This is a genomic window from Pseudomonas sp. USHLN015, from assembly GCF_037153275.1.
In the GTDB taxonomy this organism is placed as follows: Bacteria; Pseudomonadota; Gammaproteobacteria; order Pseudomonadales; family Pseudomonadaceae; genus Metapseudomonas; species Metapseudomonas tohonis.
Genome location: NZ_JBBCKP010000008.1, coordinates 354,050 through 374,687, shown reverse-complemented (window position 1 = coordinate 374,687; position 20,638 = coordinate 354,050). Strand labels below are relative to the sequence as shown.

The following is a 20,638-nucleotide window of genomic DNA, read 5'->3' as shown; positions in this document are numbered from 1 at the left end:
GCTATGGGGTGCTGGTCCAGTCGGCTCGATTGTGAGGAGCAGGGATTGAGCCAAGATTGGTTCTCTTCGTTTGCAGGGCGGTTAAACCATGTGCATTGATCTCGTTTCCAGGCCGATCCTGGGCCACTGGGATGTCTCCTCTGCTGTCTCGCAATGTGAGTATCAGTTCGGTCAACGACTCATTTATGTCCAGCACCCGAAAGACGACTCATACGTGCCATACGTTGAGCAGGCGCAAGAGACCATAAAAGCGGTGTGGAATGACATCGAGCATGCAGTTCGCTTTGCCGAGGAATTTTCACGTCACCTGCTCCCTGAGTTTTGGATAGAGCATGACAAGAGTGGAAAGCCAGGCATGCGGTTCGACGTTTATTCAATTCACTTTGATCTCAACGCACCACACCCCACCTACGTGATTGGCAAGAATAATGATTTCGGCTTCGAGTATATGACCTATGACGAAGACGACCTCTGCCAAGCTTCACCGAAATTAACTGAACTGCCTGAGCCGCCAGAAAATTTCTGGCTAAGCGTGAGCTGGATTGGGGCCCGTAAATTTGAAAGCATCACCTGGCCAGGCGCACAACCTTGATTCTTCAAGGTGCTGCAAACTGCGCGCCTCGGTTCTGTTCCATGCGCATGTCGCATAGATGAGAGTGACAGTTATCGGTTAGAGCAGGACGCCTGCATTGGCAGCAAGACGGCTTGGTGGGCTGTCCGTTGTAGCTGACAAATCGACATCAGAAAATAAGCCTCTCCGCAACCAGCCGGGTATACAGCGACCTGCCTGCTTCCAGACATGCCTCAGGTGAAAACTGCGGGCAGGCCTGAAATGACGAAGTAAATACACGGCTAAGGCAGAGCGCAGCATCTCTTTCCGAGTGAATACGTCCAAGCTGCTTTGCAATGCTCTTGGCTTCCCTGTCAAATTCGGGATCCATTGGGTCAGTAGGCCACCAATGGAATGCATGCCACCTTGCTATTTCTTCCTTGATTATTCTTTTGAGTGCATTTTCCATTAGGCAGTCAACACGGTTTTTCAATGTTTCGTTGATTCAAAAGCCACATCCCGGCTCTTTTCCCTCTGCGCTTTCCTTCAGCCTTGCAAAATGTCTTTCCCACGCAAAGTTGTAAGCAGTAATGGACATTTTTGTCTTGCAACTGGCGTCGCCTTTTGAAATCAGGGCATGCAAGAAATAGCCGGCTCCCGTGCCTGAAGGCGAGTAAACAGAAAGCCCAGTGGCTCCATTGCTTACTTCTTTCTTCAACTGTTGGTTATTTACGAAGCCGGTGATGTTCCCAGTGCGAACGTAGCTTGGCCTAAAGCACTTCGACAGGTAGGTCTCGACGCGTCTGGCAACCCGTTCGCTCTCGTCGTTGAAGCAGTATTCCGGGCTTATGTTGCCAGTTTGCAGCAGCTCTTCCTTGGTTTCAGGGAAGATTGAACAGCCGCTTAGAAGGATGAAGAAGATCGCTATGAGTTGCTTCATGGAACTGTGCGGTACCAAATTGTGGGTGAGTGGCATATCCAGCGTTGTGACGGAAAAGGCTCACAGCCGTTACATATACCCGGGGCAGGAATTGCCAGGAGGGCGGAAGGATATCTGATTTGGGATTACGAACCCGCAGGAAATCTGTCTGTGGCTGGTTATAGGTCGGGCGTTACTGCTCCAGGAGTGCTTGCTTCTGGTCGAAGCTGGCGGGTTCGCTGGAGAAGATGGCCCATCCGTCCAGTGTGAAGCTGAAGCAGGTGGATACCTGGCTCATAAAATCGACCCTGAAATTTCTTCAATCACCCAGTTGATCCATACGCCCGCCACGTAAAGAATGGCGCAGCCGGCGGCACAAGCTTCGTGTCCACGAAGCCCGCAAGACACGGCGAACCTGAAAGGAGTCAGGTGATATGGAAGTCGATCCGAATGCTTCGCTGAAAGAAGCCGTCGCCCAGTTCTATACCCGCCATGGCTTCCCAATCGACGGTGGTGTCAGTGCCAAGCGCTGGTCACCCGTGGGCTGCCGCGACCTCAAGGTCTATCTGCCGAATTTCGAGTGGCGCCGCCGGGCGCTGCCGCTCCATGACATTCACCACGTCCTCACCGGCTACCCATTCCGGCCAACCGGCGAGTTCGAGATGGCCGCCTGGGAATTCGCTGCAGGCCGTTACCCGAATCCACTCAGCACACTGTTCTGCCTGCCGTTGGTGAGCATGGGGGCCTGTGTCGTACCCAGGCGCAGCTTCTCGGCCTTCGTGCGCGGGAAGCACAGCCGCACGCTGTACCAGGGTTACGCCTATCCGGAGCTGCTGGAGAGGAGTGTGGCGGACGTTCGCGCCGAGATACTGCCTTCTGCTCCTGTAGCCCCGACGCCTAGGCATTACTTCGAGTACCTGGCCCTGGTCGCCTGCTCGGCAAGCGTGATAGCGCTGCCGCTCCTGGGTATCGCCTTTGTCCTAGCGGAGATTTTCTGATGTCCACTCACGCAGGCGCTGCCTCCGGCGCGTTCAAGGTCAACTCCCTGGTGCTGGACAACGGCGCCAGCCCGCTGACGGGCACCATCGTCTGGGACACATGGCGGTCGCTCTGGAACAGTTTCATCTTCACCAGCGCCCTCGTGCTGGCACCGCTCTATTTCAGCTGGGGCGCTTTGCTGGTCTTCCTCACGCTCAGTGCGGCGACCCTGTGTGCGGGGCATTCGGTGGGGTTTCATCGGAGGCTGATTCACCGCAGCTTCAAGTGCACGAAGGCCACGGAACGCTTCCTCGTGTGGATGGGCACCATCGTTGGCATCGGCGGCCCGTTCTGGACCATCCGCACCCATGACACCCGCGATTGGTCCCAGCGGCAGCCGGCCTGTCACGACTACCTCGCTCACCGCCAGGGCCTGCTCAAGGACGCCTGGTACAACCTGCATTGCAAGTTCGTGCTCGATCACCCACCGGGCTTCAACCCGGGCCCGGATATCGCCAACGACCGCTTCTACCAGTTCCTGGAAAAGACCTGGATGCTCCAGCAGCTCCCCATCGGCATCGTCCTTTACCTCATCGGCGGCATGCCGTGGCTGGTGTGGGGTGTGTCGGTCCGGGTGGCGGCCTGCACCACCATGCACTGGTTCATTTCCTACTTCGCCCACACCCGCGGCCCCCAGACCTGGGAAGTGGATGGTGCCGGCGTGCAGGCCCATGACGTGCCCATTGCCGCCATCCCCACCTTTGGCGAGAGCTGGCACAACAACCACCATGCCTTCCCGGCGTCAGCTCGCCATGGGCTCTACCCCGGCCAGATCGACCTGGGTTGGCACTTCATCCAACTGCTCCAGCGTCTTGGTCTTGCCTGGGATGTGAATGTGCCGAGCAATCTGCCGCCTCGGGAGGGGATTACGGCGTTGAAAGTGGGGGCTGAGGAAGTTATGTGCCGCAATGACTAGATGATCGGCAGCAGGTCTGTACAAAAATTAGAACTCAATCAACAGGAGAGCGGAACAAATTCCGCCACATACAAGTGCCCTCATGAAAGAAGAACCAAAGAATCCTGTGCTGGAGACCCCGTGGCACAAGTCATCTTTTCTTTTCATTATCATTTTCTTCATTTCAATCAATGGGTACGGGCTGATTGCCCTGATCGCGCTGGTCATGGCTCTGCTTAATCTGAGGCATGACAACTGGTACAGATTCCTATGGCCCTGGATTTTCGTCCTGATGTTTAGTGCTGCGGGTCTTGTAGGTTTTGCAACCCGAATCATCGCCGAGAACTACACATACGAAGCGTCAGAGCGATAAGCCTGCTTGGGAAGGCCAGAGAGAGTTGATGGGCTGCCATAGGCAGCTGGTGTCCATTCCAATCAACTGACGTGAGTGCCTGCTCCTGGCAGAGAGCAGGCACTCAGCGTCCTCCTCACACCACAAAGAACCCGTGCGTCCCATCCCGCCCCAACTGCTCCACCAACCCAAACTCCCAATCCAGATACGCCTGCATGGCCTCACGCGGGTTGTCGGTGCCTTCGTAGGGGCGGCGGTAGCGGTCGATGCGCGGTGACAGCAGGCCGCTTTCCCCGGCTTCCACCGGCAGGCCGGCGTCGGCCCAGGCGGTGTTGCCGCCGTCGAGCAGGAAGGCGGGTTTGCCGGTGATGGCGGCCACTTCGTCCACGGCGAAGCGGGCCAGCAGGCCGCTGCCGCAGGTGAGTACGTAGCGCTCGGCCTTCGGAGCCGTGGCGAGGGCGTCGCGCAGTTGGGCGCGCAGCACCCAGCGGGCGCCGGGGATGTGGCGTTTGACGTGGTTGGCGCTGGCGGTGAAGTCCAGCACCACCGTGTCGCCATGCTCCAGCCAGGTGGCCAGGGTCTGCGGGGCGATGGCTTCGACCTGGGGCAGGGCGGGCAGGGTGGGGCGCCAGGCGCCGCTCTCGCTGAAGTCAGCTGCCGTGAGCCCATCGAGCACATGCACCTCCCAACCCAGTTGCGCCAGCCAGGAGCCGGTCATGTTGGCGCGGGTGCTGTCGTCGTCGGCCAGCACGATGCGCGCGCCGCGCGCGCTGGCGTAGTGGTCGGTCTCCTGCACCAGCTGGCCGCCGGCGACCCAGCGGGCGCCGGGCAGGTGGCCGGTGCGGTATTCCTCTTCGGTGCGCACGTCGAACAGGTAGGTGGTGCGGCCGGGCTCGGCGTGCCAGTCGTGCAGCTGTGTGAGGTCGGCGCGGCGTACGCCAGCCTTGTCGGCCACGGCGCGGGCTGCCTGCGCGGCCTGTTCGCGGGTTTGCTGGTCGACCTCGGTGAAGCGCCGTTGCTGGCCATGCTCCAGCGTCTGCCCGGCCAGGGTCCAGCCGATGGTGCCGTTGCGCAGGGCGGCCACCGGGTTGGGGATGCCGGCGTTCACCAGGGATTGGGTGCCGATGATGCTGCGGGTGCGCCCGGCGCAGTTGACGATCACCCGGGTGCTCGGGTCCGGCGCCAGTTCGCGCACGCGCAGCACCAGTTCGGCGCCGGGCACGCTGATGGAGCCGGGGATGTTCATGGTCTGGTACTCGTCGAAGCGGCGGGCGTCGAGCACCACCACGTCGGCCTTGGCGTCCAGCAGCGCCTTCACTTCCTCGGCGGCGAGGGAGGGCGTGTGGCGCTGGCTTTCCACCAGTTCGCCGAAGGCCTTGCTGGGCACGTTGACGTCGCGGAACAGCTCGCCACCGGCCTCGCGCCAGCCGGCGAGGCCGCCCTCCAGCAGAGCCACGTCGCTGTAGCCGAGTTGCAGCAGGCGCTCGGCGGCGCGTTCGGCCAGGCCTTCGCCGTCGTCGTAGAGAGTCACGGCGGTGTCGCGGCGGGGCACGCGGTCGAGCACTTCCAGTTCGAGCTTGGACAGCGGGATATTGGCGGCGAACAGCGGGTGCGCCTCGGCGAAAGGGGCCTCCTCGCGCAGGTCGATGAGGGCGACTTCCTCGTGGGCGAGGAGGGCGGAGCGGATGTCGGCAAAACGGCGAAGGGGGATACGGCTCATGGCGCCAGGCTCTCTTTCGACAGGTCCCAGATATTGGGCAGGTGGAGGTTGGAATAACCGGAGATGAAGGGCTTCTCGACGCCGCCCTCGGCATAGACGGCGCGGCGCACCGCGCCGATGTTGGCGCCGTACACGTGGATGCTGATGGAGGTGCGGTTCTCGAAGGCGTTGCGCACCTGGTGGATGTCGCCCACCCGGGGGGACACGGCGACCACGTCGCCCGGCTGCAGGGATTCGGCCGCGCCCTGGGGCCGCAGGCTGCCGTCGGCGTTGCGGGCGAAGCCCTGGCTGAGTTCGGCGCCGCGCAGCATGCCGATCAGCCCCCAGGTGCGGTGGTCGTGCACCGGGGTCGATTGGCCGGGGCCCCAGACGAAGCTGACGATGGAGAAGGCCTGGCGCGAGTCCGCGTGCAGCAGGTACTGCTGGTAGCGCTCCGGGCTGGGCTGGGCGTAGGCGTCCGGCAGCCAGTCGTCGGTGCTCACCAGGTCGCGCAGCAGCGCGGCGCCCTGGTCGAGTATCCGTGGCTCGTCCGGTGCCTGGGCGAGGAGGTCGGCGAGGTCGACGATGAAGCCGCGTAGCCGTCCGAGGTTGGGCGTTTGAGACATGGTTCCCTCGATGTCCGTGAGTGCGCAGCGGTAACCGCTACCGTGCCGGGGCAAAAGATATTATTCTTCTTGCGTATTCTTCCAGCCATTTATTATGCGAATATAGAATGAAGATAGATGATATCGATGCATTCGTGGCCGTCATCCGCAGCCAGTCGATCAGCCAGGCGGCGGAGTCCCTGCAGCTCACCCAGCCGGCCATCACCCGGCGCGTGCAGAATTTCGAGGAGGCCCTGGGCGTCAGCCTGCTGGACCGCAACACCAAGCCGCTGAAGCCCACGCCCATGGGCATGCGCGTGTACGAGCAGTGCCGCTCGGTGCTGCGCGAGATGGACGCCCTGCGCGAACTGGTGCTGAGCGATTCCTCCCCCAGCGGCGTGCTGCGCCTGGGCGTGCCACAGACGGTGGGCGACGTGGTGCTGCTGGACGCCCTCAGCCAGCTCAAGACCCTCTACCCGGACCTGCAGACCCAGGTCTCCACCGGCTGGGGCAGCCACCTGCTGGGCAAGATGGAGAACGGCGAGCTGGACGCCGTGGCGGCGCTGTTCCCGGCGGGCAAGGTGTTCCCCGAAGGCATCGTCGGGCGCTCCCTGGCACGCATGGACCTGGTGGTGGTCGCGGCCAAGGGCGAGGTGCGCAAGCGCTCCTGCAAGCTCGCCGACTGCTACCAGCGCGGCTGGGTGCTGAACCCCGATGGCTGCGGCTTCCGCGCCGGCCTGCAACGGGCCCTGAGCGACGAGGGGCTGTCGCTGCGCATCAACCTGGAAACCTTCGGCACCGAGCTGCAGCTGGGGCTGATCGCCAATGGCCTGGGCTTCGGCCTGGTGCCGCGCCCGCTGCTGGAGAACAGCCGCCACCGCGAGCGGCTGGAGGTGGTGCCGGTGAGCGACTTCAAGCCGGTGATCGACCTGTGGCTGATCCACCCGCGCTTCCTCGGCAACCTGCAGGCGCCGGTGGCGCTGTTCGGTGAGACCGTGGCCCAGCGCGTGGCGCACCAGGCGGAGGAGGGGGCCGCGGCAGGCTCATAACCAAAGTATCTTGCATGTAACTGCATTGGTTAGATGCGCGATTTGTATATTAGATTAGAACCAGATCGAATTTCACTGCGGTTTTTTAGATGGATAGCATGTGGGTCAAGCCAGGCTGCAGCGGGCTCGATCCAACCTCCCGCCTGCGGCCCCCGACCATTGGAAAGGCCCCGAGCGAGGAGAAGGAATGTCCCGGCGAAGCAACGCCCTGGTGCCCCCGGGCACCGCACTGACGGCCCTGCTGGCGCCCCTGCGCTGGAAGGGCTGGAGCAACCTCGGCCTGCGCCTGGTCAGCCCGCTGGTGCTGCTCCTGCTCTGGGAGCTGGCCTCCCGCACGGGCCTGCTGCCGGCGCGCATCATCGCCGCGCCCAGCGCCATCGGCGACACCCTCTGGCAGATGATCGCCAGCGGCGAGCTGGCCGGGCACCTCTGGGTGTCCCTCAAGCGCGCCCTCAGCGGGCTGGCCATAGGCGTGTCCCTCGGCACCGTGCTGGCCCTGCTGGCCGGCCTGTCGCGCCGGGGCGAGCTGATCATCGATTCCCCCGTGCAGATGCTGCGCACGCTGCCGTTCCTGGCCATCGTGCCGCTGTTCATCCTCTGGTTCGGCGTGGGTGAGACGCCGAAGATCGCCCTGATCGCCCTCGGCACCACCTTCCCGGTCTACCTCACGCTGTTCTCCGGCATCCGCGGCGTCGATCCCAAGCTGGTGGAGGCGGGGCGCCTGTTCGGCCTCAGCCGCCTCGAACTGGTGGTCCACGTCATCCTGCCCGGCGCCTTGCCGTCCTTCTTCGTCGGCCTGCGCTACGCCTTCGGCATCAGTTGGCTCGGCCTGGTGGTGGTGGAGCAGATCAACGCCAGCGCCGGCCTCGGTTACCTGGTCAACGACGCCCGCGATTTCATGCGCACCGACGTGATCGTCATCTGCCTCATCGTCTACAGCGTGCTGGGCCTGTCCATCGACGCCCTGGTGCGCCTGCTCGAACGCCTGGCCCTGGCCTGGCGCCCCACCTTCATAAGGAACTGACCATGGATGTTGCGCTGCAACGCCTGCGCCCGCCGGTGCGCGTGCGCGGGCTGACCCGTCGCTTCGCCGGCCAGGCCGTGCTCGACGGCCTCGACCTGGAGCTGGGTGCCGGCGAATTCGTCGCCCTGCTGGGGCGCAGCGGCTCGGGCAAGACCACCCTGCTGCGCGCCCTGGCCGGGCTGGACGCGGTGGACGGCGGCACGCTGGAGGTGCCCGAGGCCCACGCGGCGGTGTTCCAGGAGCCCCGGCTGATGCCCTGGAAGCGCGCCTGGCGCAACGTCGCCCTCGGCCTGCGCGGCGCCAACCCGCAGACCCGCGCCCTGGCCGCCTTGCAGGAAGTGGGGCTGGGCCACCGCCTCGACGCCTGGCCCGGCACCCTGTCCGGCGGCGAGGCGCAGCGCGTGGCACTGGCCCGCGCCCTGGTGCGCGAGCCGGAGTTGCTGCTGCTGGACGAGCCCTTCGCCGCGCTGGACGCCCTGACCCGCATCCGCATGCACCAGCTGATCATCGAGCTGTGGCGCACCCACCAGCCCTCGGTGCTGCTGGTCACCCACGACGTCGACGAGGCCGTGCTGCTGGCCGATCGCGTCGTCGTGCTGGAGGCCGGGCGCATCGCCGAGCAGATTCCCATCCGCCTGGGACGGCCGCGCGAGGTCGCCAGCCGCGGCTTCCAGGAGCTGCGCCAGCACCTGCTCACCCTGCTCGGCGTCGAAGCGCCGGCCAGCCCCTTCGTCCACACCCTCGCACGGACCGCCCAACGATGAGCCTCGACCTGAAAACCGCCAAGGAGACGGCCCGCGTGCCCGACCTCGATTCCCCGGCCTTCGCCGACCTGCTAGCCCAGCTCAGCGACGAGTTCGCCGCCAGCGCCGCCCATTACGACCGCCACGGCGAATTCCCCTACGCCAACCTGCGCCGCCTGCACGAGCACGGCCTCATCGCCCTCACCGTGCCGCGTCGCCTCGGCGGCAGCGAGGCCAGCCTGGCCCAGGCGCGCCGGGTGATCGCCGCCGTGGCGCGGGGCGAGCCATCCACCGCCCTGGTGCTGGTGATGCAGTACCTGCAGCACGCGCGCCTGCAGGCCAACCAGGCCTGGCCCGAGCACCTGCGCCTGCGCCTGGCCCGCGAGGCGGTGGAAGAGGGCGCGCTGATCAACGCCCTGCGCGTGGAGCCGGACCTGGGCACCCCCGCCCGGGGCGGCCTGCCGGGCACCATCGCCCGGCGCGTGCCCGAAGGCTGGCGCATCAGCGGGCGGAAGATCTACTCCACCGGCATCCCCGGGCTCACCTGGCTGTCTGTGTGGGCGCGCAGCGACGAAGCCGAGCCCCGCGTCGGCACCTGGCTGGTGCACCGCGACACGCCGGGCATCCGAATCGAGGAAACCTGGGACCACCTGGGCATGCGCGCCACCTGCAGCCACGACGTGGTCTTCGACGACGTACTGGTGCCCGACGAATACGCCGTGGACATCCTCCCCGCCAGCCAGCCGCGCCCCTCGGAGCTGGACTCCAGCGGCGTGCTCTGGCTCGCCGTGCTGCTCTCCAGCATCTACGACGGCGTCGCCCGTGCCGCCCGGGACTGGCTGGTGGGCTGGCTGGCCGAGCGCACGCCGGCCAACCTCGGCGCGCCGCTCTCCAGCCTGCCGCGCTTCCAGGAGCTGGTGGGGCGCATCGACGCACTGCTGCTGTCCAACCGCGTGCTGCTCGACGCCGCCGCCGAAGGCCGCATCCCTGCCAGCGAGGCGACCCAGGTCAAGTACCTGGTCACCACCCAGGCCATCACCGCCGTGGAGCTGGGCGTGGAAGCCATCGGCAACCCGGCCCTGGCCCGGGGCAACCCACTGGAGCGGCACTACCGCGACGTGCTCTGCAGCCGCATCCACACCCCGCAGAACGACGCCGTGCTCGGCGCCGCCGGCCGCGCCGCCTTCGCCTTGCCCAGCCGGGGCGGGCAGGCATGAGCCGGGCGCGCATCGCCAGCCAGCTGGACGGCACCTTCAACGACCTGCTGCGCGCGCGCCTGCCGGGCGTGGAGGTGCTGGACCTGCCTCGCGGAGTGCCCAGCACGCTGCCGACGGACATACAGGTGCTGCTCGCCGCGCCTCACGCCGATTGGCGCAACGCCGCCGAGCCGCCGCCCGGCTGGCCCTTCGGCCTGGGCTTCGTGCAACTGGTGAGTTCGGGGCTGGATTTCTTCCCGCCCTGGCTGTTCGACGGCCCGCCGGTGGCCAGCGCCCGGGGCGCCACTGCCAGCAGCATCGCCGAGTTCGCCCTGGCGGCCATCTTCGCCGCCGCCAAGCAGCTGCCCGAGCTGTGGATCGACAGCGCCGACGCCTGGCGGCAACGCCCGCTGGCGTCCCTGGCCGGCAGCACCCTCGGCCTCTACGGCTTCGGCAGCATCGCCCGGGACCTGGCGCGCAAGGCCCTGGCGCTGGACATGCAGGTGCTCGCCCTGCGCCGTTCGCCCCAGCCCTTCGGCCTGGACGGCGTGCAGCGTGCCGGCGACATCCATGAACTCTTCGCCCGCGCCGATCACCTGGTGCTGGCCGCGCCCGCCACCGCCGAGACGCACTATGTGGTCAACCGCGAGACCCTGGCCTCGGCGCGCCCCGGCCTGCACCTGATCAACGTCGCGCGCGGCGCCCTGGTGGACCAGGCCGCGTTGCTCCAGGCCCTGGACGATGGGCGCCTGGCCCTGGCCAGCCTCGATGTCACCGACCCCGAGCCGCTGCCGGCCGGGCACCCGTTCTACAGCCATCCCCGTGTACGGCTGAGCCCCCACACCTCGGCCAACACGCCGCAGGTGTACCGCAACCTCGTAGCGCTGCTGGCGCGCAACCTCGAACGTTTCCACAGCGGGCAACCGCTGGAGAACCTGGTGCAGGCCGCGCGTGGCTACTGAGCCCGCCGGCCCTTCAAGGAGAAACCGCATGACCGCCAGGCTGACCGGCCTCACCGGCACCCCGCAACCCACGGCCTACTCGCTGCCCCGCGACGGCCACACCGTATTCCGCTGGCAGGAGCCGCCGCAGCAGCCCACGGTCGAGGCCGAGCGCCTGCTGCGCAAGCAGCGCCTGGCCGGCTCCTTCCGCCTGTTCGCCCGCCACGGCTTCGACATGGGCGGCGCCGGGCACATCACCGTGCGCGACCCGGAGTTTCCCGACCACTTCTGGGTCAACCCGGTGGGCGTGTACTTCGGCCATATCCGCGTGTCCGACCTGCTACTGGTCAATCCCCACGGCGAGATCGTCGAAGGGCAGGGCGCACTCAACCTCGCCGCCTTCGCCATCCATGCCGCGCTGCACGAGGCCCGGCCGGACGTGGTCGCCGCCGCCCACGCCCACTCGCTGTACGGCAAGGCCTGGTCCAGCCTCGGGCGCCTGCTCGACCCGCTGACCCAGGACGCCTGCGCCTTCCACGGCAAGCACGCGCTGTTCGACAACTTCACCGGCGTGGTGCTGGAAGCCAGCGAGGGCGCGCGCATCGCCGCCACCCTGGGGCCGAGCAACGTCGCGCTGATCCTGCAGAACCACGGCCTGCTCACCGTCGGCCGCACCGTGGAGGCAGCCGTCTGGCGCTTCATCGCCCTGGACAACGCCGCCCACGCCCAGCTGCTGGCCGAGGCCGCCGGCACGCCCCGGCCCATTCCCCCGGCCGTGGCCGAACACACCGCGCGCCAGGTGGGCACCGAATTCGGCGGCTGGTTCAGCTTCCAGCCCTACTGGGACCGCCTGTTGCGCGACGAGCCCGACTTCCTCGACTGATTGCAAGGAGCCCCCATGAACCGCCGTCACTTCCTCCAGTACTCCGCCCTGGCCGGGCTCGCCTGCGCGTTGCCCACGGCCTTCGCCCGGGACTGGAACGGCATCGGCCTCAACGTGGCCACCTACAAGGGCGCCGCGCCCACCTTCTTCGACGAGGCAGGCATCGAGCGCCCGCCCTATGCGGTGAAGTACGCCGAATTCAACGGCGGCAACCTCGGATTCGAGGCACTGATCAGCGGCACCCTGGACCTCGCGCCCATGAGCGAGATCCCGCCCATCTTCGGCATCAGGAACCAGGCGCCGGTGAAGCTCATCGCCGTGCTCACCGGCGACGTCAACAACCAGGCCTTCGTGGTGCCCAAGGGCTCGGCCATGCAGTCCCTTGCGGAGCTGCCGGGCAAGCGTGTGGGCTACATCCGCTCCACCTCGTCGCACTACATGCTGCTGCGTGCGCTGAAGGAGCAGGGCCTGACCCTGGCCGATATCCAGCCCTTCGCGCTGACGCCCCAGGACGGTTTCGCCGCCTTCCAGAACGGCAACCTGGATGTCTGGGTGACCTTCGGCTACTTCATCCAGCTGGCCGAACTGCGCAGCGGTGCGCGGGTGCTGCGCACGGGGCAGGGCTATCTCTCCGGCAACTATGTGATCGCCGCCAACCAGCGCGCCATCGACGACCCGGGCAAGCGCGCCGCCATCGAGGACTACGTCCAGCGCGAGTACCGCAGCTGGCAATGGGTGCAGCACAACCCGGAGGCCTGGGCGGCGAAGAGCGAGAAGATCCTCGGCATCCCCCGCGAGGTGTTCCTCGCCCAGTACAAGGCCCAGAGCGGGCCGCGCGTGCTGCAGGCAGTGGACGACGCCGCCGTGCGTTCCCAGCAGGCCGTGGCCGACACCTTCTTCGAGGCCGGTGTGCTGCCGCAGCGGCTGGACGTAGCGCCGCTTTGGGATCGAAGCTTCCGCTGGGGTTGAGCCCGTCACGTATCCCAGGCATCCAAGGATCGGTTCCATGCACCTCAAGCCAACCCTGATCGCCCTGGCACTGCTCACCGGCAGCGCCCAGGCCGCCGACGTCCCGCCCGCTATCCGCGCCCTCCACGAGCGGCTGCTGGTGCTCGACAGCCACCTCGACACCCCCATGCAACTGGCGCGGCCCGGCTGGGACATCAGCCAGCGCCACCGCTACGCCGACGACCTGTCCCAGGTCGACCTGCCGCGCATGCGCGAGGGCGGGCTGGATGGCGGCTTCTTCGCCGTGTTCACGCCCCAGGGCCCGCGCACGGCAGAGGGGCGCACCCTGGCCAGCGAACACGGCCTGGCGGTGATCACCCGCATCCGCGACATGGTCGCCGCGCGGCCCGATGAATTCGCCCTGGCCACCCGCGCGCAGGAGGTGCCGGGCATCGTCGCCTCGGGCCGCCGCGTGGTGCTGATCAGCATGGAGAACGCCGAGCCCCTGGCTGCCGACCCGGGCCGTCTGGCCACCTACCAGCGCCTGGGGCTGCGCATGCTCGGCCTGGTGCACGCGCAGAACAATTCATTCGCCGACTCGGCCACCGCCTTGCCGGAATGGCACGGCCTCAGCCCGGCCGGGCGCGCACTGGTGGGGGAGGCCAACCGGCTGGGGATTCTCATCGATGTGTCCCACGCCTCCGATGCGGTGTTCGACCAGGTGCTGGCGCTGTCCCGCGCGCCGGTGATCGCCTCGCACTCCGGCGCCCGCGCCATCGGCCCGCACCCGCGCAACCTCGACGACGCGCGGCTGCGCAGGCTCGCGGAAAAGGGCGGCGTGATACAGGTCAACAGCTTCCCCAGCGACCTGGTCCCCCGGCCGCCAAACCCCGAGCGGGACAAGGTCCTGGCGCCGCTGTACCGCGAGTTCCGCCTGGCCGCCAGCCTCTCCCCGGAGCAGGTGGCCAACCTCGCCCGACGCATCCGCGAGGCCGATGCCCGCTACCCGTTGCCGCCCACGCGCCTGGACGACTTCATGGCGCACCTGCTGCACATCCTCGACGTGGTCGGCCCGCAACACGTCGGCATCGGCGCCGACTGGGACGGTGGCGGCGGCGTGGAAGGCCTGCGCGATGTCAGCGACCTGCCACGCATCAGCCAACGCCTGCTCGCCGCCGGCTACAGCGAGCAGGACCTCGCTGCCATCTGGGGTGGAAATCTATTGCGAGTACTGGCCGCTGCCGAAGCTGCCGGAACTGCTCCGTAGGATGGGGCGGGCGGCATCTCCGTGAGGCACGAACGTCGCCGATGGGTTTCGCTGCGCTCTACGCCATCCTACGGACGCCCTCAAGGCGGCCGGTGACGAGACGGTAGCCCAGGTTTCAGCCCGTAGGTTGGTGCCGAGCGCAGCGAGGCCCAACGGTGTGATGCTGGGCCTGGTCATGTTGGGCTTCGTACCTCAGCCCAACCTACGGTGAGTGCCTCGGTGCTGGCTTCGTAGGATGGGTAGAGGTACGAAACCCATGCTGACGTCGCTGATGGGTTTCGCTTCGCTCTACGCCATCCTACGAGGGAGCGCGCCAGCCTCGGCAACTCAATCCATCACCACATGGGGCAGGAAACGGCTGGTGTCCTTGGTGATGAGGCTGTCGTCCTCGCGGATGCCCATGCCGGAGGCGGTATCGCCGACGATCCAGGAGCCGATCAGTGTGTAGCTGTCGCCGAAGCGGGGCAGGGGCGAGAACTGCTGGAGGATGTAGGGGGCGTCGGTGTAGGGGCCGTCCTGCACCACCACTTCGTCCTGCTGGGTGCGGATCTCGATGTTGGCGCCCTCGCGGGAGAAGAACGGCTTGCGCACCCAGCCCCGGGGCACCGGTGTGTGCGGGTTGGCGTCGACCTGGGTGGGCAGCAGGTTGGGGTGGCCCTCGTTGAATTTCCACAGCAGCGGCAGGATGCCCTTGTTGCTGATAATCGACTTCCAGGCCGGCTCGACGAACTGGGTGTCGCAGCCCGGCACGGCCTTGCCGAACGCCTCGCTGAAGATGTGCTCCCAGGCGTGCAGCTTGAACAGCCGGGGAATCCACTGCCCCTGCAGGTCGACGAAGCGGCCGTCGCCGTTCAGGCCGATATCCTCGATGTCGATGTGCCGTGTATCGATGCCGGCCAGCCGGGCCATCTGCGCAAGGAAGTCGGTGGTGCCGCGATCCTCGATGGAGCCGGCGATGGCGGCGAAGTGGAAGGGGATGTCCTTGCGGAAGGTGCCCAGCGCGCGGATCAGGTCTTCGGCCAGGGTGTTGAACTGATCGGCCTCGGCGGGGAGGGCGCCGCGACGTATCTGGTCTTCCAGCCAGAGCAGCTGCACCGAGGCGCATTCGAGCAGCGAGGTCGGCGTGTCGGCGTTGATCTCCAGCAGCTTGGCCGGTCCCTTGCCGTCGTAGCTGAAGTCCATGCGCCCGTAGAGGTGTGGGTGCCCCTCCAGCCAGGAGGTGCGGACCAGATCGAAGAACGCCGGGGGGATGGCCAGGCCGCTGAGCAGCTCCTCGCTCGCCACCACGCGATCGACCACGTCCAGGCACATCTCGTGCAGTTCGCGGGTGGGTTGCTCGATATCGCGGGTCACCTGCTCGCGGGTGAACAGGTAGTAGCCGCGCTCGTCCCAGTAGCGTTCGCCGTCGATGGTGTGGAACAGGAAGCCCTCACGCTCCACCTGCGCCTGCCAGCCCGGGCGTTCTTCGATGCTGATCTTTTTCATCTGCAGTCCTTAGCCACCGAACCCGAAGCCGCCGGTCTTGCCGCCCCAGCCACCGCGTGCGTTGGCCTCGGAGCCGAAGCCGCCACGGGAGATGGTCGAGGCCACCGCCGAGCCACCCTTGCCGGTCTTGCTGCTCAGGCTCTTGCCCAGGGTCTGCTGGGTGTAGGTCGAGGTCGGGCTGTTGCGCGCCTGGTTGGAGCGGCTGAAGGTCTTGCCCTGTTCGATCTGCCGGGACAGCGTGGAGGTGCTGTAGCTGCCACGGGCGTCGCGGTAGCGGTAGATCGGCTGCGAGTAGTAGTGGTTGCCACCGCTGCCCATCATCTGGCCGATGAGGATGCCGGTGATCAGGCCGTTGTCGCTGTGGCCGGTGCTGTGCACCACCTGCTGCTCGGCCTGCTCGTAGCTGGCGCGGGAGACCTCATTGGTCATCGACAGTTCGAAGCCGGCCAGGCGCGGCATGAACTTGCCGCCCGAGGTGGGCTGGCAGTAGTCGGGCACGAAGTCGGCGTCGCATGCGGCCTGGCTGTCGTAGGTGGGGGCGATCAGCTTGTGGTCGGCCATGGCGGTCATGTAGGCGTCCGAGCAGACGTCGACCGGGAACTTGTCGGCCACGCAGGCCTGCACGTTCTTGAAGGTCTTGGTGGCGCTGATCTGCACGGTGTCCTGCGGGTCGTTGCAGCCGGCCAGGGCCAGCGGCAGTGTGCCGGCGAGCACCAGCTGGATGGAATTGCGCTTTCTCATCTGGATTTCCTTGCGCGGCCGGGGATCAGGTCGAAGGGGTCATGCAGGCGGAGTTGAGCAGGCCGATGCTGACGGCCACGGCGCCGGAGTAGATGGCGGCGGCGTACTCGCCACGGGCGATGCGGCCGGGCAGGTCCTTGAGCACCAGGCTGGTGACGAAGAACGCCAGCAGCTGGACGACGGCGGCGATCACTACCCAGACCACGAAATCGAGGACGCTGACGCTGTAGGTGATGATGTTGCTGGCCGGCAGGGCGAAGCCGATCAGCGAGCCGCCCAGGGCGATGGCCGCTGCGCTGTTGCCTTCGCGGATCAGGGCGAACTCGCGGTGCGGGGTGACGCGGGTGTAGATGAACTGGAACAGGGCGAACAGGGCCGCCGCCACCAGGATGTAGATGACGAAGCCGATGACGGCGGTTGAGTTGAGCGACATGCGCAGCGCGTCGAGCATGGTGGATCTTCCTTGGTCAGAGAACTTGGATGTCGGTGATCTGCAGTGTCACGCCCACCGCGGTGGTCAGGGCGATGGCACCTTCTTCGTCTTCCTCCACCGAGAAGAGCAGGAACTCCCTCCGGTTGAGCAAGCCGATCTCGCGGGCGTAGAGCATGCTCTGATGCACCACGCCATAACTGGCTTCGGGGCTGACCACGTACTCGTGCATGGGCACCAGCTCGGTCTGGCCGTCTTCGCTGCCCCACTGGCGGCCGTATTCCTCGCCCTCCAGCTCGTAGACCTGCATGCCGATGCGGGCATTGGGCCCGGCCAGGCGCAGCAGTTCCTCGCGGCTGTTGATGGGGGTGACCTGGTGGTAGCCGAACAGGATCACCGCCTCGATGTCGCTGTCCTGGGGGCCGTTCATGATCACTTGCAGGAAGTAATCCTCATTGTCCAGGTAGTAGCGCTTGATCCGCGTGGACTGGCCAAGCTCGATGGTGCCGACGGCCCAGATCTTCTCGTCGCCGGGGAGGGTGACGTGGGACTGGCCGTCGAGCAGCGTCGCCAGCGAAGGGTTCAGGCAGAGCATGCGGCCCGCTGCCAGCCCCAGAGGGCGGCTGTCACTGGGGTGGCGGTGCGCGTCGCTGGAAGGCAGCGGCGGTTCCAGGCCCAGCCAGCGCTTGAGTTTGCTCATAGTGCGTTCTCCTCCAGGCGTTCACTGGCGATGTAGAAGATTTCCCCACCGCGGATTTCCAGCGCGTTGGCGGGGTTGATCTCGAAGCGGCTGGAGCCTGAGGCGCGGTAGCCGATGAGGGTGGCGTCGTGGTCCTGGCGCAGGCGGATGTACAGCTCGCCGCAGGTACCACTGAAACCCTCGGGCAGTACATGGCGGAACTGGGTGGCGCCGTCGCCGACACACAGCAGCTCGGTGACCACGGCGCTGGAGCCCGGGTCCTGGGAGGCGCGCACCAGCATCTCGATGGCCATGTTGGAGGTGCACTCCAGCTCGGGGGCGTAGCGGCGGGCGAGGGCGGCGCGCTCGGAGTCGTTGAAGTGCGCGACCACATGGGCGCGCGTGCCGATCGCCTTGATGGTGAGGACGATGGCCAGGGTCAGGCTGTCGGAGCGGGTGTGCACAAGGATGCGCTCGGCGCTCTCGATGCCGGCGCGGCGCAGCAGCACGGGGTTGTCCAGCGAATCACCACGGACGAAGGAGGCGCGGCCGGGCAGAGGGTTTTCCTCGATCAGCGCGTCGCAGATCACCAGGCTGTCGTCCCGCGTGGCTTCGTCTTGGTAGAGCAGCTCGACGATGCGCTCGCTGGCTTCGCCTTCCCAGCCGATGAGGACGGTGTGGCCCTTGAGGTTGGAGTAGTCGCCCAGGCCTTTCATGTTCTTTCTCCAGAGTTCGCCGACCGAAGCCGATGCCTTGCCGATGACCGCAGTGAGCAGGGCGATGCCGCCCAGCATGATCCACAGTGCCGTGACGAGTTTGCCGAAGGCGCTCTTGGGGGAGAGGTCGCCATAGCCCACGGTCGTCGCGGTGGTGAAATAGAAATAGGTGAAGTCCTGCCCTTGCAGCAGGTGCTGCTCACCGGCCAGCGCCAGGAGCAGGTAGGACGCCAGGTAGTGGATGGCCAGCAGCGAGCCGATGCCGGCCCAGCCGAAGCGCTGGAAGAAGGCCGAGGTTTGGTGCCGCAACAGCAAGATCAGCGACATGGAATCAACTCCATTGATCCTTTTCGAGTGGTTCAGGGGGCGGGGTCAGTGGGCGGTTTCGAGGAGCGACTTCGAGTGCATCAGCCAGGCGACGATGCAACCGGCGACGGCTCCGGCGATATGCGATTCCACCGATATCCCCGGGGTGGGGATGAAGCCGAAGACCAGGCCGCTGTAGCCGGCGAGGGCCACCAGGGCGACCAGCAGGCTGGCGATGCTGCGCTGGTACCAGGCGCGGGCCAACAGGTAGGTCCAGAGCCCGAAGATCAGGCCGCTGGCGCCGATGTGCAGACTGTTGCGGGCGAACAACCAGACCATGCCGCCGCCGAGGATGCTCACCAGCAGGGCCACGCGGACATAACGCCCGAGCCCCTCGGTGGACACCAACCAGCTGAGGATGATGAAGGGTGGCAGGTTGCTCAGCAGATGAGCGAAGGAACCGTGCAGGAAGGGCGCGAAGATCAGCCCCTGGAGCCCGCTGAGGGTGCGCGGGAGGATGCCATGGTGGACCAGGCTGTTGGCGGTGAGGGTATTGATCACCTGGACCACGGCCATCATCGCCGCCAGTGCCAGGATGACCCTGAGTCGCTTGCCTGTTTCCATCTGCGTTCCCCGAACTCCATTTGCGGGTAGGTGGTGGGCAGGCGACCGGGGTCGCCTGCCGGGCGCGGATTCTACTGCGATCCGTCCGGGGTTTGCTTGGCTTTCAAGCGGGCCAGTACATCGGCACCGCTGCCGCTCTGGGCGCCGATGCCGGCTTCCTGCAGGCGACGCTCCAGGTCACCGCCGTTGGCAGCGGTCTGCAGCTCTTCGGCGGCGGCCAGACGGGCATCCTGCTCGTCCTGGCGCTGGCGCAGGCGGTTGAGGCTGTCCAGGGCGGACTCCACCTTGCCGTTGGCGCCACCGGTGGCTTCGGCGGTGGCGACGCGGGCTTTTTGCACCACTTCGCGGGCCTTGGCCATTTCGATCTGCTGCTTCAGGCTCTTGAGCTGGCCTTCGGCCTTGTTGACCTGGGCGTGGAGGAGGTCGGCCTGCTTGCCGAACTGCTCGGACTGGTTGCGCTCCTGGTCACGCTGGGCCTCGATCTCGGCGATGCGGTTGGCGCATTCCAGGGCCAGGCCTTCTTCGCCCTTGTTCAGGGCTGAGGTGGCCTTGGCTTCCCAGTTGGCGACGTCGCCGTTGAGGCTTTCCAGGCGTTGCTGCGACAGTTTCTGCTTGGCCTTGATGTCCACCAGGCCGTTCTTGGCCTGCAGCACCGCGCGGTCGGCGTCACGCATTTCCTGCTCGAGGATGCGGATGGCGTTGGCGTCGACGATGGCTTCGCCGACTTCGGAGGCGCCGCCACGAACGGCGGTGATGATCTTCTTCCAGATACTCATGAAAACTTCTCCTTGAATGGATTCGGTCAAGCCTTGAAGTGGTCTTCGAAGGCTTCGACGGCGCGGATCACGTTTTCCGCCAGGGTGTAGATTTCCTGGACGATGACGGTAAGCGACGAGGCGGCGCTGAGGGCGCCGAACATGGAGTACACCTCCTGGCCGTCGATAACCTCGACGCCGACCGAGGACAGCGGGAACAGGTCCCGGGTACGCAGCACCAGTGCGTTGAACTCCTTTGCATCCTCCACCAGGTCAAGCGGCACCAGGGTGGCGTCGACCATGATGTGGTCACCCTCGACTGCCAGGTAGATCGGCAGGTCGCCGTACTCGCTCATGGTCAGCCTGAGCCCGGCCTGCTCGCCGTCGATGACGCTCAGCAGGATCTCGCCGGACGTCACCAGGGCCAGTTCGGCCAGGGCGTTGTGAAGCGAGCTGAGGGTCCAGTTGCTGTTCTCGGTCATGTAGTCCTCCAGTTTGACTCGGTCGCCCAGGAAGGGCTGCCGTAAAGCTCTCTCGATGCCCTTCAGGGCGTTCACGTTCTCGGGAAGTATCCAGAACTCGCGTTTCACCAACCCCGCTTCGCGGAGCCGGTTCCTCATGTCGCGGACGTAGTCGGCGGAAGACTTGCCAGCGGTGCTGGAGGGCTTCTTGGCGGCCTTGTCCGTAGTGGTCTTGCGAGGCATCTGTGTTCCTCCTCAAGGGTGTGCTGCGCAGAGTAGGGTGATTTCTGCTGTCGCGCAATTCCTTACATGAAAGATTTTTAAATCTTTCA

The 20,638-nt window shown here is 66.1% G+C and carries 23 protein-coding genes; 12 read left to right on the top strand and 11 right to left on the bottom strand.

All coding sequences use genetic code 11. The features are described from left to right. The first annotated feature begins 88 nt into the window (after positions 1-88). A complete protein-coding gene (locus WFQ67_RS18450) occupies positions 89-592 on the top strand; it encodes a hypothetical protein (RefSeq protein WP_337057805.1) in 504 nt (167 codons plus the stop codon). A 463-nt stretch (positions 593-1,055) separates the two neighbouring features. On the opposite strand, the gene WFQ67_RS18445 is transcribed toward WFQ67_RS18450, so the two are convergent. Beyond that, complete coding sequence (locus WFQ67_RS18445; protein ID WP_337057804.1) at positions 1,056-1,490, bottom strand: hypothetical protein; 435 nt, start codon at positions 1,488-1,490, stop codon at positions 1,056-1,058. Positions 1,491-1,903: 413 nt separating this feature from the next. On the opposite strand from WFQ67_RS18445, the gene WFQ67_RS18440 reads away from it, so the two are divergent. The 3 genes from WFQ67_RS18440 to WFQ67_RS18430 all read left to right on the top strand — a co-directional run bounded on the left by WFQ67_RS18440 (position 1,904) and on the right by WFQ67_RS18430 (position 3,775). Further along, a complete protein-coding gene (locus tag WFQ67_RS18440) occupies positions 1,904-2,467 on the top strand; it encodes a hypothetical protein (RefSeq protein WP_337057803.1) in 564 nt (187 codons plus the stop codon). Then, the gene (locus tag WFQ67_RS18435) at positions 2,467-3,423 is read left to right on the top strand and encodes an acyl-CoA desaturase (RefSeq protein WP_337057802.1); all 957 of its coding nucleotides are present in this window, start codon (positions 2,467-2,469) and stop codon (positions 3,421-3,423) included. The genes WFQ67_RS18440 and WFQ67_RS18435 overlap by 1 nt, the downstream gene beginning before the upstream one ends. An 82-nt stretch (positions 3,424-3,505) precedes the next feature. After that, entirely contained in the window at positions 3,506-3,775 is a 270-nt protein-coding gene (locus tag WFQ67_RS18430) for a hypothetical protein (RefSeq protein WP_111261850.1), read from the top strand. A 115-nt stretch (positions 3,776-3,890) separates the two neighbouring features. Here WFQ67_RS18430 and WFQ67_RS18425 read toward each other — a convergent pair whose 3' ends face one another. Next, positions 3,891-5,474, bottom strand: coding sequence for a rhodanese-related sulfurtransferase (locus WFQ67_RS18425; RefSeq protein ID WP_337057801.1), 1,584 nt, complete (start codon positions 5,472-5,474; stop codon positions 3,891-3,893). Further along, a complete protein-coding gene (locus WFQ67_RS18420; RefSeq protein ID WP_173175415.1) occupies positions 5,471-6,079 on the bottom strand; it encodes a cysteine dioxygenase in 609 nt (202 codons plus the stop codon). The genes WFQ67_RS18425 and WFQ67_RS18420 overlap by 4 nt, the downstream gene beginning before the upstream one ends. A 107-nt stretch (positions 6,080-6,186) precedes the next feature. Here WFQ67_RS18420 and WFQ67_RS18415 point away from each other — a divergent pair, with 107 nt between their 5' ends. The 8 genes from WFQ67_RS18415 (at position 6,187) to WFQ67_RS18380 (ending at position 14,109) form a co-directional block, all read left to right on the top strand. Next, positions 6,187-7,107, top strand: coding sequence for a LysR family transcriptional regulator (locus WFQ67_RS18415; protein ID WP_021221877.1), 921 nt, complete (start codon positions 6,187-6,189; stop codon positions 7,105-7,107). 187 nt (positions 7,108-7,294) lie between these two features. Beyond that, positions 7,295-8,131, top strand: a complete 837-nt coding sequence (locus WFQ67_RS18410) for an ABC transporter permease (protein WP_083422403.1) — start codon at positions 7,295-7,297, stop codon at positions 8,129-8,131. Positions 8,132-8,133: 2 nt separating this feature from the next. Next, a complete protein-coding gene (locus tag WFQ67_RS18405; RefSeq protein WP_397468422.1) occupies positions 8,134-8,895 on the top strand; it encodes an ABC transporter ATP-binding protein in 762 nt (253 codons plus the stop codon). Further along, positions 8,892-10,091, top strand: coding sequence for an acyl-CoA dehydrogenase family protein (locus tag WFQ67_RS18400; protein WP_337057800.1), 1,200 nt, complete (start codon positions 8,892-8,894; stop codon positions 10,089-10,091). The genes WFQ67_RS18405 and WFQ67_RS18400 overlap by 4 nt, the downstream gene beginning before the upstream one ends. Next, positions 10,088-11,032: a D-isomer specific 2-hydroxyacid dehydrogenase family protein gene (locus WFQ67_RS18395; RefSeq protein WP_337057799.1), complete on the top strand. Its 945-nt coding sequence runs from the start codon at positions 10,088-10,090 to the stop codon at positions 11,030-11,032. The genes WFQ67_RS18400 and WFQ67_RS18395 overlap by 4 nt, the downstream gene beginning before the upstream one ends. A 28-nt stretch (positions 11,033-11,060) precedes the next feature. After that, the gene (locus tag WFQ67_RS18390) at positions 11,061-11,894 is read left to right on the top strand and encodes a class II aldolase/adducin family protein (protein ID WP_074971354.1); all 834 of its coding nucleotides are present in this window, start codon (positions 11,061-11,063) and stop codon (positions 11,892-11,894) included. A gap of 15 nt (positions 11,895-11,909) precedes the next feature. Beyond that, positions 11,910-12,863 (top strand): ABC transporter substrate-binding protein, encoded by a 954-nt coding sequence (locus WFQ67_RS18385; protein ID WP_044402856.1) that lies wholly within the window; start codon positions 11,910-11,912, stop codon positions 12,861-12,863. A 37-nt stretch (positions 12,864-12,900) separates the two neighbouring features. Continuing rightward, a complete protein-coding gene (locus tag WFQ67_RS18380) occupies positions 12,901-14,109 on the top strand; it encodes a dipeptidase (protein WP_337057798.1) in 1,209 nt (402 codons plus the stop codon). Between the two features lie 327 nt (positions 14,110-14,436). Here WFQ67_RS18380 and WFQ67_RS18375 read toward each other — a convergent pair whose 3' ends face one another. The 8 genes from WFQ67_RS18375 to WFQ67_RS18340 all read right to left on the bottom strand — a co-directional run bounded on the left by WFQ67_RS18375 (position 14,437) and on the right by WFQ67_RS18340 (position 20,549). Then, positions 14,437-15,594, bottom strand: coding sequence for a glutathionylspermidine synthase family protein (locus WFQ67_RS18375; protein WP_337057797.1), 1,158 nt, complete (start codon positions 15,592-15,594; stop codon positions 14,437-14,439). A gap of 9 nt (positions 15,595-15,603) precedes the next feature. After that, the gene (locus WFQ67_RS18370; protein ID WP_213624846.1) at positions 15,604-16,335 is read right to left on the bottom strand and encodes a DUF1190 domain-containing protein; all 732 of its coding nucleotides are present in this window, start codon (positions 16,333-16,335) and stop codon (positions 15,604-15,606) included. Between the two features lie 25 nt (positions 16,336-16,360). Beyond that, complete coding sequence (locus WFQ67_RS18365; protein WP_213624844.1) at positions 16,361-16,786, bottom strand: DUF350 domain-containing protein; 426 nt, start codon at positions 16,784-16,786, stop codon at positions 16,361-16,363. Between the two features lie 16 nt (positions 16,787-16,802). Further along, complete coding sequence (locus WFQ67_RS18360) at positions 16,803-17,465, bottom strand: DUF2491 family protein (protein WP_213624842.1); 663 nt, start codon at positions 17,463-17,465, stop codon at positions 16,803-16,805. After that, entirely contained in the window at positions 17,462-18,487 is a 1,026-nt protein-coding gene (locus WFQ67_RS18355; RefSeq protein ID WP_213624840.1) for an ion channel, read from the bottom strand. The genes WFQ67_RS18360 and WFQ67_RS18355 overlap by 4 nt, the downstream gene beginning before the upstream one ends. Before the next feature lie 45 nt (positions 18,488-18,532). Then, positions 18,533-19,090 (bottom strand): rhomboid family intramembrane serine protease, encoded by a 558-nt coding sequence (locus WFQ67_RS18350; RefSeq protein ID WP_213624839.1) that lies wholly within the window; start codon positions 19,088-19,090, stop codon positions 18,533-18,535. 71 nt (positions 19,091-19,161) lie between these two features. After that, positions 19,162-19,866, bottom strand: a complete 705-nt coding sequence (locus tag WFQ67_RS18345; RefSeq protein ID WP_021221891.1) for a PspA/IM30 family protein — start codon at positions 19,864-19,866, stop codon at positions 19,162-19,164. Between the two features lie 26 nt (positions 19,867-19,892). Next, entirely contained in the window at positions 19,893-20,549 is a 657-nt protein-coding gene (locus WFQ67_RS18340) for a YjfI family protein (protein WP_213624837.1), read from the bottom strand. Positions 20,550-20,638: the final 89 nt, after the last annotated feature.

Excerpts from the sequence above, each read along its gene's own strand:
- WFQ67_RS18415 (WP_021221877.1), top strand. The coding sequence starts at position 6,187 with ATGAAGATAGATGATATCGATGCATTCGTGGCCGTCATCCGCAGCCAG.
- WFQ67_RS18405 (WP_397468422.1), top strand. The coding sequence starts at position 8,134 with ATGGATGTTGCGCTGCAACGCCTGCGCCCGCCGGTGCGCGTGCGCGGG.
- WFQ67_RS18355 (WP_213624840.1), bottom strand. The coding sequence starts at position 18,487 with ATGTCGCTGATCTTGCTGTTGCGGCACCAAACCTCGGCCTTCTTCCAG.
- WFQ67_RS18400 (WP_337057800.1), top strand. The coding sequence starts at position 8,892 with ATGAGCCTCGACCTGAAAACCGCCAAGGAGACGGCCCGCGTGCCCGAC.
- WFQ67_RS18395 (WP_337057799.1), top strand. The coding sequence starts at position 10,088 with ATGAGCCGGGCGCGCATCGCCAGCCAGCTGGACGGCACCTTCAACGAC.
- WFQ67_RS18385 (WP_044402856.1), top strand. The coding sequence starts at position 11,910 with ATGAACCGCCGTCACTTCCTCCAGTACTCCGCCCTGGCCGGGCTCGCC.
- WFQ67_RS18445 (WP_337057804.1), bottom strand. The coding sequence starts at position 1,490 with ATGAAGCAACTCATAGCGATCTTCTTCATCCTTCTAAGCGGCTGTTCA.
- WFQ67_RS18350 (WP_213624839.1), bottom strand. The coding sequence starts at position 19,090 with ATGGAAACAGGCAAGCGACTCAGGGTCATCCTGGCACTGGCGGCGATG.
- WFQ67_RS18450 (WP_337057805.1), top strand. The coding sequence starts at position 89 with ATGTGCATTGATCTCGTTTCCAGGCCGATCCTGGGCCACTGGGATGTC.
- WFQ67_RS18440 (WP_337057803.1), top strand. The coding sequence starts at position 1,904 with ATGGAAGTCGATCCGAATGCTTCGCTGAAAGAAGCCGTCGCCCAGTTC.
- WFQ67_RS18420 (WP_173175415.1), bottom strand. The coding sequence starts at position 6,079 with ATGTCTCAAACGCCCAACCTCGGACGGCTACGCGGCTTCATCGTCGAC.
- WFQ67_RS18425 (WP_337057801.1), bottom strand. The coding sequence starts at position 5,474 with ATGAGCCGTATCCCCCTTCGCCGTTTTGCCGACATCCGCTCCGCCCTC.
- WFQ67_RS18360 (WP_213624842.1), bottom strand. The coding sequence starts at position 17,465 with ATGAGCAAACTCAAGCGCTGGCTGGGCCTGGAACCGCCGCTGCCTTCC.
- WFQ67_RS18370 (WP_213624846.1), bottom strand. The coding sequence starts at position 16,335 with ATGAGAAAGCGCAATTCCATCCAGCTGGTGCTCGCCGGCACACTGCCG.
- WFQ67_RS18375 (WP_337057797.1), bottom strand. The coding sequence starts at position 15,594 with ATGAAAAAGATCAGCATCGAAGAACGCCCGGGCTGGCAGGCGCAGGTG.
- WFQ67_RS18390 (WP_074971354.1), top strand. The coding sequence starts at position 11,061 with ATGACCGCCAGGCTGACCGGCCTCACCGGCACCCCGCAACCCACGGCC.
- WFQ67_RS18410 (WP_083422403.1), top strand. The coding sequence starts at position 7,295 with ATGTCCCGGCGAAGCAACGCCCTGGTGCCCCCGGGCACCGCACTGACG.
- WFQ67_RS18345 (WP_021221891.1), bottom strand. The coding sequence starts at position 19,866 with ATGAGTATCTGGAAGAAGATCATCACCGCCGTTCGTGGCGGCGCCTCC.
- WFQ67_RS18380 (WP_337057798.1), top strand. The coding sequence starts at position 12,901 with ATGCACCTCAAGCCAACCCTGATCGCCCTGGCACTGCTCACCGGCAGC.
- WFQ67_RS18430 (WP_111261850.1), top strand. The coding sequence starts at position 3,506 with ATGAAAGAAGAACCAAAGAATCCTGTGCTGGAGACCCCGTGGCACAAG.
- WFQ67_RS18435 (WP_337057802.1), top strand. The coding sequence starts at position 2,467 with ATGTCCACTCACGCAGGCGCTGCCTCCGGCGCGTTCAAGGTCAACTCC.
- WFQ67_RS18365 (WP_213624844.1), bottom strand. The coding sequence starts at position 16,786 with ATGCTCGACGCGCTGCGCATGTCGCTCAACTCAACCGCCGTCATCGGC.
- WFQ67_RS18340 (WP_213624837.1), bottom strand. The coding sequence starts at position 20,549 with ATGCCTCGCAAGACCACTACGGACAAGGCCGCCAAGAAGCCCTCCAGC.